This window comes from Mucilaginibacter angelicae, from assembly GCF_042434235.1.
Classification (GTDB): Bacteria; Bacteroidota; Bacteroidia; order Sphingobacteriales; family Sphingobacteriaceae; genus Mucilaginibacter; species Mucilaginibacter angelicae.
The window spans coordinates 810464-826834 of sequence record NZ_JBHLTS010000004.1 but is presented as its reverse complement, the minus strand read 5'-3'; the positions used below and the strand labels follow the sequence as shown (position 1 = coordinate 826834).

Annotated in this window: 15 protein-coding genes; 10 read left to right on the top strand and 5 right to left on the bottom strand. The window is 45.0% G+C overall.

The window, feature by feature from the left end; genetic code table 11:
• Positions 1–6: 6 nt before the first annotated feature.
• The 3 genes from ACFFGT_RS03455 to ACFFGT_RS03445 all read left to right on the top strand — a co-directional run bounded on the left by ACFFGT_RS03455 (position 7) and on the right by ACFFGT_RS03445 (position 2464).
• Entirely contained in the window at positions 7–858 is an 852-nt protein-coding gene (locus tag ACFFGT_RS03455; RefSeq protein ID WP_377021111.1) for a fumarylacetoacetate hydrolase family protein, read from the top strand.
• Positions 845–1675, top strand: a complete 831-nt coding sequence (locus tag ACFFGT_RS03450; protein WP_377021110.1) for an amidohydrolase family protein — start codon at positions 845–847, stop codon at positions 1673–1675. The genes ACFFGT_RS03455 and ACFFGT_RS03450 overlap by 14 nt, the downstream gene beginning before the upstream one ends.
• Before the next feature lie 582 nt (positions 1676–2257).
• On the top strand, positions 2258–2464 hold the full coding sequence (locus tag ACFFGT_RS03445; RefSeq protein WP_377021109.1) for a hypothetical protein: 207 nt from the start codon (positions 2258–2260) through the stop codon (positions 2462–2464).
• 80 nt (positions 2465–2544) lie between these two features.
• Here the strand turns inward: ACFFGT_RS03445 and ACFFGT_RS03440 are convergent, their stop codons facing one another.
• Positions 2545–3042 (bottom strand): DinB family protein, encoded by a 498-nt coding sequence (locus ACFFGT_RS03440; RefSeq protein WP_377021108.1) that lies wholly within the window; start codon positions 3040–3042, stop codon positions 2545–2547.
• Positions 3043–3670: 628 nt separating this feature from the next.
• Here ACFFGT_RS03440 and ACFFGT_RS03435 point away from each other — a divergent pair.
• Together ACFFGT_RS03435 and ACFFGT_RS03430 are read left to right on the top strand one after the other, a co-directional pair.
• Positions 3671–4468 (top strand): HipA family kinase, encoded by a 798-nt coding sequence (locus ACFFGT_RS03435; protein ID WP_377021107.1) that lies wholly within the window; start codon positions 3671–3673, stop codon positions 4466–4468.
• The gene (locus ACFFGT_RS03430; RefSeq protein WP_377021106.1) at positions 4455–4829 is read left to right on the top strand and encodes a DUF3037 domain-containing protein; all 375 of its coding nucleotides are present in this window, start codon (positions 4455–4457) and stop codon (positions 4827–4829) included. The genes ACFFGT_RS03435 and ACFFGT_RS03430 overlap by 14 nt, the downstream gene beginning before the upstream one ends.
• Positions 4830–5199: 370 nt before the next feature.
• On the opposite strand, the gene ACFFGT_RS03425 is transcribed toward ACFFGT_RS03430, so the two are convergent.
• Positions 5200–5664: a hypothetical protein gene (locus tag ACFFGT_RS03425; RefSeq protein WP_377021105.1), complete on the bottom strand. Its 465-nt coding sequence runs from the start codon at positions 5662–5664 to the stop codon at positions 5200–5202.
• 58 nt (positions 5665–5722) lie between these two features.
• On the opposite strand from ACFFGT_RS03425, the gene ACFFGT_RS03420 reads away from it, so the two are divergent.
• The 3 genes from ACFFGT_RS03420 (at position 5723) to ACFFGT_RS03410 (ending at position 7943) form a co-directional block, all read left to right on the top strand.
• Positions 5723–5977, top strand: a complete 255-nt coding sequence (locus tag ACFFGT_RS03420; protein WP_377021104.1) for a hypothetical protein — start codon at positions 5723–5725, stop codon at positions 5975–5977.
• A 49-nt stretch (positions 5978–6026) separates the two neighbouring features.
• Positions 6027–6872 carry a ThuA domain-containing protein gene (locus ACFFGT_RS03415; RefSeq protein ID WP_377021103.1) on the top strand — a complete coding sequence of 282 codons (846 nt, stop codon included), beginning with the start codon at positions 6027–6029 and terminating at the stop codon, positions 6870–6872.
• A 219-nt stretch (positions 6873–7091) separates the two neighbouring features.
• Positions 7092–7943 carry an alpha/beta fold hydrolase gene (locus tag ACFFGT_RS03410; RefSeq protein ID WP_377021102.1) on the top strand — a complete coding sequence of 284 codons (852 nt, stop codon included), beginning with the start codon at positions 7092–7094 and terminating at the stop codon, positions 7941–7943.
• Here ACFFGT_RS03410 and ACFFGT_RS03405 read toward each other — a convergent pair whose 3' ends face one another.
• The gene (locus ACFFGT_RS03405; RefSeq protein WP_377021101.1) at positions 7944–8720 is read right to left on the bottom strand and encodes a polysaccharide deacetylase family protein; all 777 of its coding nucleotides are present in this window, start codon (positions 8718–8720) and stop codon (positions 7944–7946) included.
• 198 nt (positions 8721–8918) lie between these two features.
• Here ACFFGT_RS03405 and dinB point away from each other — a divergent pair, with 198 nt between their 5' ends.
• Both dinB and ACFFGT_RS03395 read left to right on the top strand, forming a co-directional pair.
• Complete coding sequence (gene dinB, locus ACFFGT_RS03400) at positions 8919–10115, top strand: DNA polymerase IV (protein ID WP_377021100.1); 1197 nt, start codon at positions 8919–8921, stop codon at positions 10113–10115.
• Positions 10099–13062, top strand: coding sequence for a DNA polymerase III subunit alpha (locus ACFFGT_RS03395; protein WP_377021099.1), 2964 nt, complete (start codon positions 10099–10101; stop codon positions 13060–13062). Before dinB ends, ACFFGT_RS03395 begins: the two co-directional genes overlap by 17 nt.
• 294 nt (positions 13063–13356) lie before the next feature.
• Here the strand turns inward: ACFFGT_RS03395 and ACFFGT_RS03390 are convergent, their stop codons facing one another.
• Together ACFFGT_RS03390 and ACFFGT_RS03385 are read right to left on the bottom strand one after the other, a co-directional pair.
• A complete protein-coding gene (locus ACFFGT_RS03390; protein ID WP_377021098.1) occupies positions 13357–14745 on the bottom strand; it encodes an FGGY-family carbohydrate kinase in 1389 nt (462 codons plus the stop codon).
• Between the two features lie 4 nt (positions 14746–14749).
• Complete coding sequence (locus ACFFGT_RS03385; RefSeq protein ID WP_377021097.1) at positions 14750–16024, bottom strand: sugar isomerase; 1275 nt, start codon at positions 16022–16024, stop codon at positions 14750–14752.
• Between the last annotated feature and the right edge of the window lie 347 nt (positions 16025–16371).

The following is a 16371-nucleotide window of genomic DNA, read 5'->3' as shown; positions in this document are numbered from 1 at the left end:
GAAAATATGAAGCTTATACGATTTGGCGAAAGCGGTAAAGAGAAACCGGGAATTATCCTGAACGATAAAAAATACGATGTATCAGCCTTCGGTGAAGACTATACCGAACAGTTTTTTGAAACCGACGGACTTAACCGCCTTGCTGATTTTATAAAAGATAACCTGCTGCCCGAAGTTGCAGATGGTGTGCGTTTAGGCAGCCCTATTGCCCGTCCGTCAAAACTGGTTTGTATCGGTCTTAACTATGCTGATCATGCCAAAGAGACCAATGCTCCTCTGCCACCCGAGCCGGTGATCTTCATGAAATCAACTACTGCTATTGTGGGTCCGTTTGATGATATCATGATCCCTAAAAACTCGGTAAAAACAGATTGGGAAGTAGAGTTGGCCGTGGTTATTGGCAAAAAAGCATCATATGTTGAAGAAGCCGAAGCGATGGATTATGTTGCCGGTTACGTATTACATAATGATGTAAGCGAGCGCGAGTTTCAACTGGAGCGCAACGGTACCTGGGATAAGGGTAAAGGCTGCGACACCTTTGCACCGCTTGGCCCGTTTTTGGCTACGCCGGATGAAATTGCCGATCCGCATAACCTGCGCCTTTGGCTAAAAGTAAACGGCGAAACCATGCAGGATGGCACCACATCAAACTTTATATTTAACCTGCCTCACCTCATTTCATACACCAGCCAGTTCATGACTCTGTTGCCGGGCGATATTATCTCGACAGGTACTCCTGCAGGCGTTGGCTTAGGCATGAAGCCGCCGATTTATTTAAAAGCGGGCGACGTGGTTGAGTTAGGTATTGAAGGTTTGGGCGAATCGAAACAAAACCTGGTAGCATATGCTAAAAATTGATGCGCATCAACATTTCTGGCAATATAACCCGATAAGGGACAGCTGGATCACTGAAGATATGCAGGTAATAGGTCGGGATTTTTATCCTGAAGACCTGTTACCTGTATTGCAAAAACACGGCATGGATGGCTGTGTTGCCGTTCAGGCCGATCAGTCGGAAAAAGAAACTGAATTTCTGCTCGATCTGGCATCTGTAAACCCTTTCATCAAAGGTGTAGTAGGCTGGATTGATTTGAAAGCTGATGACCTGGAAGACAGGCTGCATCATTTCAAAAAATACGAAACACTCAAGGGTTTCCGGCATATTTTACAGTCGGAACCCGATGAGCAATATATGCTTGATCCTGCATTTAAAAAGGGTATAGCTGCTTTGGGTAAACATGGATATACCTATGATATCCTGATTTTCCCCAATCACCTGCCGTATGCAGCACAATTGGTAGCCGAATTTCCGGATCAAAAGTTTGTGCTTGATCATATGGCCAAGCCCTATATCAAAGCCGGTAAAATTGACGGCTGGAAACAGGACATTGAAAAGCTGGCAGGCTATCAAAATGTGTACTGCAAAGTATCAGCCCTGCTTACCGAAGCCGACTGGAATAATACCCCGGCTGCCGATTTTATTCCATATATCGATATCGTATTCAACGCCTTTGGTATTAACCGGGTAATGTTCGGTTCGGATTGGCCGGTATGTTTACTGGCTGGCGGCTATGAAAAAACAATAGAAGTAATGAACCTTTATGCTGAAAGACTCTCTGTCACAGAACAGGAACTGTTTTTTGGCGGGAACGCGACGGTATTTTACGGTTTGTAAATGGATGATGCGATCCGTGGAGACACGGGTCGGACGATAAAAATAAACTACCCGCGGCTGTGTCCTCACGGCCGCTTTTTATCAAAGCAAAGCAAACTTATGTCATTGCGAGGAGCGGGCTGGATCATGAGCATCGGGGCGACGTGGCAATCGCATGCTATACAGGGCGGCTATGCTTCCGTGCGGTTGCCACGCTACGCTCGCAATTACATAGTTTTAGAACTAAAGCTTTTTGTTCATTTTTTATTATTCCCGGTTTCCTGATTTCATCAAATCCCGCCTTTTAACGATACTTCGTCACTGTACTAAAATCACTAAACTGTACTGTATATTATTTATTTCAAAACGATAGGCTCTATTATCAATATGATAGCATAGTGTTTAGCTCATTTCGTTATAAATCAATTAAATATCAACTTAAGTGTAATATTAAGGTAACATACAACGTCAGATATAAGTATGGCACACATTTAGCTATAGGTATAAATGATGGGTATAAAATATAGCTAAAAAGGTGAACCATTTCGCTCTTGATAACGTTATATAGGTACCAATCAGACTTAAATTTTTATGTTAGACGTTATGTACACAACCCTGTTACAAGTTGTAGTCCTGCTTGCGGTTTTCATTTTGCCGATATTCATATTTGGCAAAAGGATCAGGAACAAAAAAGTAAAGACCGTTAATTACAAAATAGATACCGATACCTCTGAGGCCCGATATGCTATTAACGAAAATGGCTTCCTTGAAGAAATTAATTCAGGAAAACTATCAAAGCACCGCAGTTGAGTGCAAAAGAACTACAAAAGCAAAGCGCGCCTTTGCCCGCTTTGCTTTTGCATTTTAACTGATCTTATTACTCCCGTTTTTTAAAAGCCCTGCTCATCAGCACTCGGGCCATAGCTGCCCGGGATAGGGATATCCAGCAAACGTAAATAAACTCCTAACTGCGCCCTGTGGTGCACAATCTGGCAATAGGTCATCCTGATCACTTCTGCCTTTGTACGTTGGTTAAGGATCTGTTCGCCGTTACGCAATGTCCAGATCTTATCAAATGTACTGATATCAGCTTTTTGAAGGTTTGAATAACCATCAGCCAGCGAATCCTCAAACAGCTTCAGCAAATCGGCAGTACCGCTTACCTTTTTAGGTTCATAAGGTACAGTGGCAAAATCCAGTTCGTCGGTGTTCAGGGTGATAGTAACCCAGGTAGGTAGTTCGGCAATATGGGTAGAGAGTTGTTCAATGGTCATGCTTTTTGCGTGCGGTTTCCATTGGTATTTATCGTCGGGGATGCGGCTCAGCATTTTTTCGGTGGTTTGAGCTTCCTGCTCCATCTCTTCCAATAACGATTTCAAAGTGTCCATAAGTGTTATGTTTTTGTTTTCTGATGTAAAGTAACGGCAGGGTAATGACAGCCCTATGTCAGCAGGGACCGCTGATTGGAAAAAAATGATTTCGCTGATTTCGTTGATTTTTTTCTGAACCGTGATTTTGGGGATTTGAGGATTTATCGGATTCTCTTTTTAGACGAATGATTGTTTAAAGCGGCGGGCTTTTCCGTCAGCAGAAAAGTTTCGGGCGAAAATGGGTAAAACGATGGTGGGCGGTGCGGCTGTAAGGGCATAGCAAATATTTGCAGAAGGATTGGGTATGAGCGAACGAAGTGGGGCAACTGTTTGCAGCCCGTGGTTTTACCCATTTTGCGGGGCAAAGGCCAGCGAGGGTGCCGTGGGCTGGCCAGTGCGGCAAAGAAACCTCTCTGCTGACTTGATTTTTTGGTTACTTTTGTATCAAGACAAAAGTAACAGCCACCGCGGCAATTGAGCGGCGAATGTATGTTGGTTAATACCTAAGCCCAATCAAAGAATAATTTGGGCGTTGGCCGGGCTTTTCGCTCATACGCCTGCAGGGCTTGTCCCGATATTTATCGGGACATTAGCCACAGGCCGGTATCCGCTGCAATCTAACGCAGGCTTTTGCTTAAATAAAACTATGAACTATACACCACCACAGCTCCGCACCGTTAACGTGATCCGTTACGTAACGCCATTGCGCGAGGGCGGATCATTGCCGGCCATTGCCGAAGCTGATGACGAGTTTTTATACGTATTGAAATTTCGCGGGGCGGGGCAGGGGGTAAAAGCCCTCATTGCCGAATTGATCGGCGGTGAAATTGCCCGTTTACTTGGATTTAAAGTGCCCGAGTTAGTTTTCGCCAACCTCGATGTAGCTTTCGGTCGCTCGGAAGCCGACGAAGAGATCCAGGACCTGCTTAAATTTAGCGTGGGGCTTAACCTTGCACTGCATTACCTTTCAGGTGCCATTACGTTCGACCCGGCAGTTACTGTGGTGGATGCCAGACTGGCTTCGCAAATCGTTTGGCTCGACTGCCTGCTTACCAATGTCGACCGTACCGCCCGCAACACCAACATGCTCATGTGGCATAAAGAACTTTGGCTTATTGACCATGGCGCCGCCCTGTACTTCCATCATTCGTGGAACAACTGGCAGGAGCAGGCCGTACGCCCCTTTGCGCAGGTAAAAGAGCATGTGCTGTTGCCTCGTGCTACCCGGTTAGATGAGGTTGATGCCGAATTTAAAGCGATCCTGACACCGGATAAGATCCGTGCTATTGTTGGACTTATCCCCGACGAATGGATAACGCCGGATAACTTTGAGGAAACGCCTGATGAGGTACGTAAAGTTTATTCCGAATTTCTGATAGCAAGGATAGCCGCATCCGAAATATTTGTTACAGCCGCAAAACAAGCCCTATATGCAGGTATTTGAGTACGCCGTGATCCGCGTTGTACCAAGGGTAGAGCGCGAAGAGTTTATCAACATCGGGGTGATCCTGTTTTGCCCTAAACAAAAGTTTTTAAAAGTATTGTTCAAGCCCGACGACGAAAGATTAGCAGCCTTTTGCGGTAGTTTGGATCTGGATTGTTTGAAGGATAATATCAAATCCCTTGAGCGCATCTGCAATGGCGAAAAGGATGCAGGCCCCATTGCTTTGCTTGACCAGCCATCACGTTTCCGATGGCTTACGGCTACAAGAAGTACGGTGGTGCAGGCGTCAAAAGTGCATCCGGGTTTATGTGTTGATGCAGAGGCTACACTGAACCGGTTGTTTGAGCAGATGGTGTTATGATTGTTCCAGGGTTGTCAGTGGGAGGTGGGAAAGGAGGGTAATAAAAAATAAAGGAGCCTTGTGCTTGTTATAAACGAGCACGAGATGGTAAGCTCATTATCTTAGCAGTATTAATTTCCATTTTTAATATGTTTTGGACTCCTATAAGAATTACAATGGGTATTTTTATACTCGCATTTATTATTTTGGCAGGACTTTATTTTTTTCTTACACAGTATCCTATTCTTTAAAAAAAGAGACGAGTACAAGAATACTCTCTCAGCTCGCGCTCGTTTGTAACGAGTGCGTTGCTGGGTTTGCGTTTATAACGCAACGGGCGATAAAATCGCCAAACCATGTTAAGCGCTCGTTACAAACGAGCGCAAGAAGGTTAAACCGGTATCTTTTCCCGGTTTCTTAACCTTATAAAAATCCAGTCTTTCACGAATATTAGAACTATAATTACGGATACATTGTTCAAAGAGCGAATATCAATATCGATCCCTTGCCTTGAAAAAAGATTGTAGTAAGTGATCATCAACAGGTTTGAAGCAAATAAACAGATGAGGTCGGTAGCTAACAAGATCAAAATTTCAATTTCCTTTAATTGAAGCCTTTTAATGATCCCGAAATTGGTGAAGTAGCAACCAACGGTAAAAATCAAAATATCCACAAAGGCATCTTTAGTAGCATCGATTGAATTAACATAAGCCACCTTTGAAAAGCTGTCAATTAAAAAAGATTGAAGAAAAAAGTAGCATCTATCGGTAATCAAATAAAAGACGAGGAATAGGATAACATGAAGGCCTATCCGGAGCAGGGACTTAAGCACAAAAGTAATGTCGGAACGTTCCATAGATTTAGGTAATTGGCTGGCTTGAGGAAAGCGCAGCACAAACAAATATAAATAAATAATGAAACCGGCAAATCGTCAAACCATATTAAATGCTGCTTTCAAACGCACGCAAAATAAAAAATATGTCATTGTAAGCGAAGCGTGGCAATCTCGTAGCCAACGCATGTCCGATTTGCATAGCTACAAGATTGCCACGTCGTTCCTCCTCGTAATTGACATGATTTTTAGTGTGGTTTTGCCGATGTTGGTGACAACACCGATATCTAACCGCCCCTACATCTCCTCTCATTGCATGGTTTTCTTAACACCATAAAATCAAATCTCTTAGTTTTATATCACAATTATAACCACAGGGATATATTATGATTAACCAAACCAATATCAGGAAAGCAGCAATGTTTGTCGTAGTGCTTTGTATGGCATTTTTTAGTTTAAGCAGCGTCAACGCCCAAAGCCACAAAAAATTTAAAGTAATAGCTTTTTATACCGGCCGGAATGACCTGGCGCATATCAGCTTTATGCATGAGGCTAACCGCTGGTTCCCGGCGATGGCTAAGAAATACAATTTTACTTACGATAGTACCAATAACTGGGCAAACATGAACCCTGAGTTTTTGGCTAAATACCAGGTGGTGATATTTTTAGATACCCGTGCCGATAATCCTGAGCAACGTGCGGCTTTTGAGCAATATATGAAAAAGGGCGGTGCCTGGATGGGTTTCCACTTTTCGGCCTTTGCGCTTACGCCGTCTGATTTTCCGCAGAACTGGGATTGGTACCATAACGAGTTTTTGGGTTCGGGTCAATATGTAAGCAATACCTGGCATCCAACACCTGCTATCTTACATGTGGAAGATCCAAATCACCCGGTAACCAAAGGTTTGCCAACCACTTTTAAAACAAACCCTAACGAATGGTACCGCTGGGAGCATGATCTTCGCAAAAATCCCAATATCGATATCCTGCTGGCGGTTGATTCAACAAGTTTCCCCTTAGGTACCGGCCCAAAACTCTATGAGATCTGGCATAGCGGCTACTATCCCGTAGCCTGGACTAACAAAAACTACCACATGGTGTATTTCAACATCGGTCACAATGCTATGGACTATGATGGGGGCACTAACAAAGAACTTTCCCAGACTTTTGAAAATGTCGATGTAGATAAATTGATCATCAACTCGCTGCTTTGGTTGGGGAGAGGGAAATAACGCCCCGGGTTTTAGTACTATGTGCTGAAAATTGTTCTACGGCATAAGCTGTTTTCTCGCAAAGACGCGAAGACGCAAAGTTTTTTCTTCGCGTCTTCGCGTGCTATATAAATTGCGGAAGCTGCTCTTTTTTTCCGTCGGGATAATGTAAATAAAAATACCTTTCGGTATATTTAAAAATACTATTGTTTATTTTGCCGACGAAATTCTGCATCGCCTATGAAAAAGTTAAAAACGGTATTTAACCAGTTGAAATCTCTCAATGGAGGCGAACCTTCTGACATGATCAACCTATTGTGGCAATTGATCTGTTATTCGCCTAAAATGCCGGTGCGCTTGCAGCAGCAGCAATTGCTTGATGAAGCCAAACCTTTTACCCTTGAAGTCGATGATCCGCATTTTGCCAAATCGGCCTTAAAATTCAATGGTTTTGTTTGGGGGGATGGGCAGCGCAAAATACTCATTACTCACGGCTGGGGCTCAAAAGCCGCCGACTTTGCCGAACTCATCGCCGCTTTAAAAAATATTGATGATACACAGATTATAGCTTTCGATGCACCGGGTAACGGAAGCTCGGAGGGGGAGCTGTCCAACCTGCTGCTCTTCGCTAAAGCGGCCGGGGCGGTGATCAAAACTTTTGGTGCGCCTGATGTGATCATTGGGCACTCGTTAGGAGGCATGGCTAATGCCATTGCTATAAAAGAAACCGGGATCAAGCCCGCTTTGCTTATCAGTATCGCCCCGCTGATGAATCTGAAAGAAAACTTTATAGCCAGCCTGAACGCGGCCGATGTAGCCGCGAGCGCACAAGATAAGTTCTTCACTGATTTTGAGTCCTTGTTTAATATGGATGCCTCGGGTTTTACGCTCAATAATTTATATCCTGCCGGTTCGGTTACGCGGCATTGGTTAGCCTATGACCCGGAGGATAAAATTGCGCCTTTTCCGTTTCTGAAAAGTTTTCTTGCAGCTCATCCCGAAGTTGAAACTTCAGTTTATGAGGGCTTAGGGCACGAAAAGATCATTAAAGATGAAAACCTTATAGCGGATCTGGTTAGGTTGATTGCTTAATTATTTCGCCGGCATAACTTCGTCCATTGCCTTCATAAAAGTGGTTACTTCAATTTCGTTGCGGTGCGCGCTCAGGTAAGCTAACAGCTTCCGGTGTGCATCGGCAGGGGTAATCAAATAATCGCCGCCTACGCCGTGGAACATGAAAATGCCCAGGCCACCGCTTTGCTGTACTTTCTTTACAAAATCCATCAGGGCTTCGCCGGTTACCGGGTTGCCTGTTACAGCCCATGAGGGTACTTTTAGCGGGTCGAGATTTTTAAAGTCGGTGATCACAGCGTCCGGGCCGCCGCCTATGCGGGCGTATTTGGCCAGTCCGGCTTTACGGAGGGTGTCAACATAGTTTATGCCGCCAACTTCAACCTCAGTGCAGGGATAGGCATAGGTACGGCCGCCTGTTTTACCATCAAGCGCAAAAAGCAGCGTATTCATTTCATTGATTTCCCGCAGCATCATGTAAGGTGTATAAATAGCCGAATTATTGGCAGGATTAGCTTTTACACTGGTCAGCAGGCAAGGGTGATATAAAGTATGATTGGCCAGCTCATAACCTTTCTTTCCCACCTCGCGCCAGCGGGGTAATGTAGTTTCGGTCATGTTGCCCATTAAAAAGAAAGTGGCGGTAAGATGTGCCGAATCAAGCTGGGGGATGGCGATGTTTAATTGCGAATTGATGCCATCGTCATAAGTAAGCACAATGATCGCCTTTTTATGTGCCGGTTGCTGGGCCATGGCTATGCGGCTTATCAATAATAAAAGCAAGGTCAGTTTTTTCATAAAGGCTGGTTGGTTAGCTGCTACTAATATAAGTTAAGGTTTTGAACCTTGATTAAAGTAAAGTTTTTTTATGGAAGGTGATTTTGGTTGTAAAATTTTTAATAGCTAATAGTCAGTTGTTTATGTTAAAAAAATGTTATTGCTTATAAAGTATTTGCTAAAAATATTAGTATTTTAGCGTGGTAATTTAATTTGAGTATGACATCACTGGCTAACCGTCGTTTTATATCGCACCTTGACCTCGACACATTTTTTGTGAGTGTTGCCCGGCTGGATAACAGTGCGCTGGCAGGTAAGCCGGTAATTGTTGGCAGCCTGAGCGACCGTGGGATAGTTGCATCATGCAGTTATGAAACCCGTTCCTATGGTGTTCACAGTGCCATGCCCATGAAAATCGCTATGCGCCTTTGCCCCGAGGCCGCTATTGTTAGGGGGGATTTTGACAGGTATAGCCGGCTTTCGCGCGATGTTACCGATATTATAAAAGAGGAAGTGCCATTGTACGAGAAAGCCGGAATTGATGAGTTTTATGCCGATTTAACCGGTATGGACCGCTATTTTGGCTGCAGCCAGTTTATGAATGAGCTTAAACAAAAAATAACCAGGGAAACCGGTTTGCCTATTACTTATGCGCTGGCATCAAATAAGCTGATATCAAAAGTAGCTGCCAGCGAAAATAAGCCTAACGGGCAAACTGAAATTGAATTTGGGGCCGAAAAAGGGTACCTGGCACCGCTGGTGATCCGCAAGCTGCCCGGCATTGGCGAACAAACCTCGTCCCTGCTGCGGCAAATGGGGGTAAATACCATTAAAACCCTTAGTGAGATCCCCTTGCCTATGCTGCAAACCCGTTTTGGTAAACCTGGTGTTGAAATGCACCGCCGCGCACAGGGGATTGACGAAAGCCCGGTAGTGCCATATTCTGAACAAAAAAGTATCGGCACCGAAGAAACCTTCGAAAATGATACCATCGATATCAACCTGCTGTACCGCCACCTGGTAAGGATGACCGAACAAGTGGCCTTTCAGCTCAGGCAGCAAAAAAAGCTGTGCGGGTGCATTACCATCAAACTCCGCTATTCTGATTTTAATACCGAAACCAAACAGGCTGTTGTGGGCTATACATCATCAGATGATGTGCTGCTTGAAACGGCCAAAGAGCTGTTTAAAAAGATCTACGACCGCCGCCTGCTGGTGCGCCTGCTTGGTGTACGCCTGAGCCATTTGGTGCAGGGGCAGTACCAGATAGACCTGTTTAGCGATACCGTTGAGAATATCCGCCTGTACCAGGCTCTGGATCATATCCGCAGCCGTTTTGGTGAAGATGCCGTACACCGCTCTGTAGCCCAGGAATTAAATGCTGTAGAAAGGAATTACTATGCACCTAAACTGTAAAACATATTTCAGCTACCGCTACGGTACCTATGGCACCGAAGAACTGGTGAAACAGGCCAAGGCTATGGGCATACAGGCGCTTGCACTTACCAATATTAACGGCACGCCCGATGCCTGGGATTTTGTTCACTTTTGCCGCGATACCAAAGAGGACACATTGCCATCAATAAAGCCCATAATAGGCAGCGAGATCAGGAACGATAACCATTTTTGTTACCTGCTGATAGCCCGCAACGATGCAGGCATTATGCAAATAAACCGTTTTATATCCGGCTATAAAATGGCCGGAACGCTCTTCCCCGAACGGCCCTGCTTTGGTGATGATGTATTTGTGGTTTACGCGCTGGGCAGGTATCAGCCGCATGAATTAGCAAGCAATGAGCTGATTGGCGTACAGGCCCATGAGGTTAATAAATTATACAATGTACCGGTTAGTCAATACTCTCAAAAATTTGTGATCAGGCAGCCGGTAACTTTTCAAAACCGTACCTATTTTAACCTTCACCGCCTGCTGAGGGCTATTGACCTTAATACGCTGCTGTCCAAGCTTAGGCCTGATGATTTTGCATCGCCCGATGAAGTATTTATGACCAGGGAAGAATTGGAGCTGAAGTTTAAGGCATATCCCGAAATTATAATCCGTACAAATGAGCTGGTGGAGATCTGCGGTACGGCTATGAACCTCGATCCAAATTCGGACAAAAACCGGAAAACGTATACCGGCTCATTGGATGACGACAAGTTGCTGCTTGAAGAGCTGGCTATGAAAGGCATGGAAAAACGCTATGCAATAAATACGGAGGTAAAGGAGCGTGTGGAAAAGGAACTGAAAGTGGTTAACGATCTTAAATTTAATGCCTACTTTTTGATTGTGTGGGATGTGGTGAACTTTGCCCGCAAAAAAGGTTTTTACTATGTGGGCCGGGGGAGCGGCGCCAATTCCATCATTGCCTATAATTTAAAGATAACCGATGTTGACCCTATCGAGCTTGATCTGTATTTTGAGCGTTTCCTGAACAAATTTCGCACCTCGCCGCCCGATTTTGACATGGATTTTAGCCATAAGGACCGGAACGAGATCATCAGCTATATTTTTGAAAAGTACGGTAAAGATCATGTAGCCCTGCTGGGGATGCACAGCACCTTTCAGCGCCGGGCGGCTATCCGCGAGCTGGGGAAGGTTTTAGGGTTACCCAAGGAGGAAATAGACGGACTGGTTAAAAATCGTAATGCTACTTTTAAGGAAGACGGTATTCAAAAAGTGATCCTTAAATATTCACAGCTCATGGTGAACTTTCCCAACCACCTGAGTATTCATGCCGGGGGAATGCTGATTTCGGAAGAGCCGATTTATCAGTATACGGCCCTTGAACTGCCGCCAAAAGGCTTTGCCACTGCCCAGCTTGATATGTTTGCTGCAGAAAGGGTAGGCCTCATTAAGTTTGATATTTTAAGCCAGCGGGGATTGGGCCATATTAAAGATACCCTGCAGCTGGTAAAACAGAACAGGGGGATTGATATAGATATTGACAGGATAGATGATTTTATACACGACCCAAAAGTTGCCGATCAGATCCGCAAGGCCGATACCATAGGCTGTTTTTATATTGAAAGCCCGGCCATGCGGCAGCTGCTCATGAAATTAAAGTGCGATGATTACCTCACCCTGGTGGCCGCAAGTTCCATTATCAGGCCGGGGGTATCGCAATCGGGGATGATGAAGGCCTATATTTACAATTACCATCATCCCAATGATGTGCAATATCTTCACCCTAAAATGGAAGAATTGCTGAAAGATACCTATGGCATTATGGTGTACCAGGAGGATGTGATCAAGATAGCCCACCATTTTGGCGGTTTGGATATGGCCGAGGCTGATATCTTACGCAGGGCAATGTCGGGCAAATACCGGGGTAGGGAGGAGATGATCAGGATAGAGGATAAGTTTTTCGCTAACTGCCGTGAAAAAGGATACCCTTACAGTATCAGTCGTGAAGTTTGGCGGCAGATAGCCAGTTTTAGCGGATACTCGTTCAGTAAGGCGCATTCGGCCAGTTTTGCGGTGGAGAGTTACCAGAGCCTCTACCTCAAAACCTATTACCCGATGGAGTTTATGGTAGGGGTGATCAATAACTTTGGCGGTTTTTACCGCACACCTTTTTATTTTCACGAGCTTAAAAAGGCCGGTGCTACCCTGCATCCGCCCTGCGTAAACCGGAGCGATACCTATACCAATATCATGGGCACAGATGTGTACGTTGGCCTGGTGCATATTGAACGGCTTACTTCCGATCTGCTAAAACGCATCATCGGCGAGCGTGACAATAACGGCCCTTATCTCGGTATGGAAGATTTTATTGCCCGCACCGAAGCCGGCATGGAGCAGCTGAATATACTTGTACGCATAGGGGCGTTGCGTTTTACAGGCATGACTAAGCAGGAACTGCTATGGCGGGCTAACTTTTTTCAGAAAAAACTGGAAACCCAGCCGGTAACAACATCTTTATTTAATGAACCTCAAACAGATTTTAAACTCCCCGGCTTTAGCAGCAGGCCCATGCAGGATGCTTTTGATGAAATAGAGATCATTGGTTTTGCCCTGCAGGATATTTTTCACATGGTTGATGACCATCAGCAGGGGCTTAGTTATGTGAAAGAGTTACCGGCTAAACTGGGTCAAAATGTAACGATGCTTGGTCAGCTGGTTACCATCAAGGAATCGGGCACTATAAAAGGCGAGCTTATGAATTTCGGTACCTTTCTTGACCCCAACGGCGATTGGCTCGACACCGTTCACTGGCCCGAATCACTGAAAAGGTACAGCTTTCAGGGCAATGGTTTTTATAAGATGAGGGGCAAGGTAGTAGAAGAATTTGGTGTATATGCCGTTGAAGTTTGGGAAATGCGAAAGATAGGGTTTAAGAAAGAAGCGCTGGAATGGGTGTGATGATACGAAAGCTGAAAGCAGAATGCGTAAAGCTAAAAGCGAATGAATGGGGATCATGAATAAAAGAAGATGTCATTTCGAACGAACCAGCCGGGGAATGTGTGTCGGGGGTGAGGAGAAATCTTCTACACCATAAAAGCCGCTTTGTAGAGTTTGCCCTGTATGTCGTATAAGATTTCTCACCCTTGCCATGCAATTTCCTGCCCTCCAAGGGTTCGAAATGACATCTTCTTTTATTAATAACAGGTAAACAGTAAATTGAATGGACATAGAAAGATGATATTTTTGATATACCTACACTACCTCGCTCTGCACTCCCGAATAATATTTCAGTTCAATCAAATCATGCGGCAATGTTTTGGTATTCCAGGCATGATGAATGGCCAACGCAGTCCCTACAGCGGTAGCCTGCGCCATTGATGCGGCATAAACCTCCAGGTAAGGGAAGGCCAGCGCCAGCAGGTGCATGAATACGCTGTTTTTGCTAAAGCCGCCGTCTACAAAAATGCGCTTTACTTTGCAGCCATTTAAAACATAGTTGGTTGATACGGTTTGCTGGGCAATAATATCAATCATGAGCTGGTGATAGGCTTCAACATCATTGATAAAACTATTCAGGTCGCGTTGCTCAAATGCCGATTTTTGTAACTGTCCATCATTTTCGTTTGCCTGTAATGATGGTTGGTTACTTAACCGACTGGCAATTGCCGGATCATAATTTATAGTACGGTACCTGATCTCGTCCTGGTTAAAATGGGCTGCTATCCGTTTTACCTGTTGTTCATATTCATAACCCGTAAACAAACGCGATGCTTTTACCGGGCTGCCTTTATATTGCAGGTAGTTAAGGCAGTCATGTTTCAACTCATCGGCCGTAAGCGGCGTTTGGTTAAATGGGTTCAGACTGATTGACCAAGTGCCCGTAGAGATCAATACGAAGGGCATGTTAAAACTTACCAGGTAGGGGATCAGCGCTGCCGAACTATCATGCAGCCCGATACCAACTTTATAAGTGCTGCCCGGAAACTCGGCAGGAAGCACGCTGTCTGCCGGATGAAGAGGGGCCATTTTGGGAAGGATCTCCTCATCGCCAAGCCAGTTATGATAGGCGTTCTTACCAAAATCCCATAGAGCGGTATGGCAGCCAATACTGGTAAGGTCGCTCACCATTTGCCCGCTGATGAGGTAGCTCATATATTGGGGCAAATGCAGGGCATATTTTATCCGCTTAAACACTTCGGGCTGTTCATATTTAAGCCTGTAAAGCTGTAAGCCCGAATTAAGGTTGCCCAAAACGGGCGAGGCGGTTTCTAAAGCAAACCTGGCTTCATCGCCATAGTTTTCATAAAACTGCCTGCCCAGTTCCGGCGGATATGGTTTAAGGTAATTATACAATGGGGTGAGGGGCTTGCCGTATTCATCAACATAAACAAAGCTGGCCCCATAAGTTGAAAAGTTGACCGCTTTAAGGTCGAACTCTTTGTGCTTGAATATCTCACGCAGGCTGTCAAACACCGATAATCTCAGACTGTCGAGGTTTTCGCATGCGTCGCCATCTTCGTCGTGGGTTTCCAGGAAGCGGGCCGTCCGTTCAAAAACTATTTTGTAGTTCTCGTCGAACAGGAACAGCTTCTTGTTGGTTTTACCCACATCAAAAACGGCTATAACAGGTATCGGCTCCATAGACTTACAATCCGGTTGATACTGCTTTAGCGCCGCGTTCGCCAATTAATTGCTGCCTGATGGTTTGCTGCCTGTAAACAGCTAACGGGTTCAATGCACCGCCCGCGCGCAGGCGTGCTTCGGCCAATAACGGGCGAACATCGGTACGATAAGCTTGCTGTAAAATTTCCTGGGCTAACACTACATCATTGTCTTGTTGTGCCTGTACCAGAGCCGGTGTATCAACCAGTAAAGCCTGAGCGTATGCTATCTTAATTGCCTCTACGGATTGTAACAGATCTTCAATCGGGTCTTTTATATTGTGCGATGCATCAATCATCCAGCCTATTGAAGTGGCATGTGTCATACCGCGGGCATCCATTCCTTCAACCAATTCATTAAATATCAGAAACAATTGGTATGGGTTGATGCTGCCTACGGTAAGGTCGTCATCACCGTATTTTGAATCATTAAAATGGAAACCGGCCAGCTTGCCTTCCATCAGCAATAATGAAACTATCTGCTCGATATTTGCACCCTGTAAATGGTGACCAAGGTCAACTAAAGTCTGCGCCTTTTGGCCCAATTTGGATGATAGCAGGTACGATTGTCCCCAATCGCCAATGGTGGTTGAGTAAAAGTTTGGCTCGTAGGGTTTGTACTCTACCCAAACTTTCCAGTCATCGGGCAGGGCCTCGTAAATTTCTTGAAGGCTTTCTAAAGTACGCTCAAAAGCGCCACGCATATTCAACTGACCAGGGAAGTTTGATCCATCCGACAGCCAAACAGATAATGCTTTTGAATCAAGCTCTACGCCGTATTTGATCACTTCGATATTATGGGCTACAGCCTGCTTGCGCACCACTTTATCCACATGGTGTAAAGAGCCAAATTTATAACTGTATTCCTGCGATGCCTGATCCTGGAAGGTGTTGGAATTAACGGCATCAAAATGCAAACCTAACTGTGCTGCATGAGCTTTAATAGCCGAAGCATTGGATGGGATATCCCATGGGATGTGCAGCGATATGGAATTGCTGCTCCTGTTTAAGGCATGGATCAGGCCTACATCCTCAATTTTTTCTTCCAGGCTGCGCGGTTCGCCACCGCCTGAAAACCTGCCGAAGCGTGTACCGCCGGTACCTAATGCCCAGCTTGGTATGGCAATATTAAAATCAATCAGTTTTTGCAGGATGGTATCCAATCCTTTGATATCACCGGCAACAAAATCAAACTTACGCTGGTGATCTTTTAGCTGCTGATGATTGGCTTCATCTATTTTATATTTTTCTAACTGCATAATTGGTATTGGTTTGTTAGTATATCGTAAGTTCAAGCGTCCACGCTTGAACTTGCTAAGTTTATATTTATGTCATTGCGAGGAGGAACGACGAAGCAATCTCGTAGCTCTGTATATTCGCTATGCATTGGCTACGAGATTGCCACGCTATCGCTCGCAATGACATGGTTTATTTGTTAGTATTTAAAAGTTTCAAGCGCAGACGCTTGAACTTGCAACTTATTTTAAATTATGTCATTGCGAGGAGTCGCAGGGGGCATAAGTCCCGGGGCGACGTGGCAATCTCGCCGCTATACAAATTCGATAAGCACATTCGCTTTGCATAGCTACGAGATTGCCACGCTATC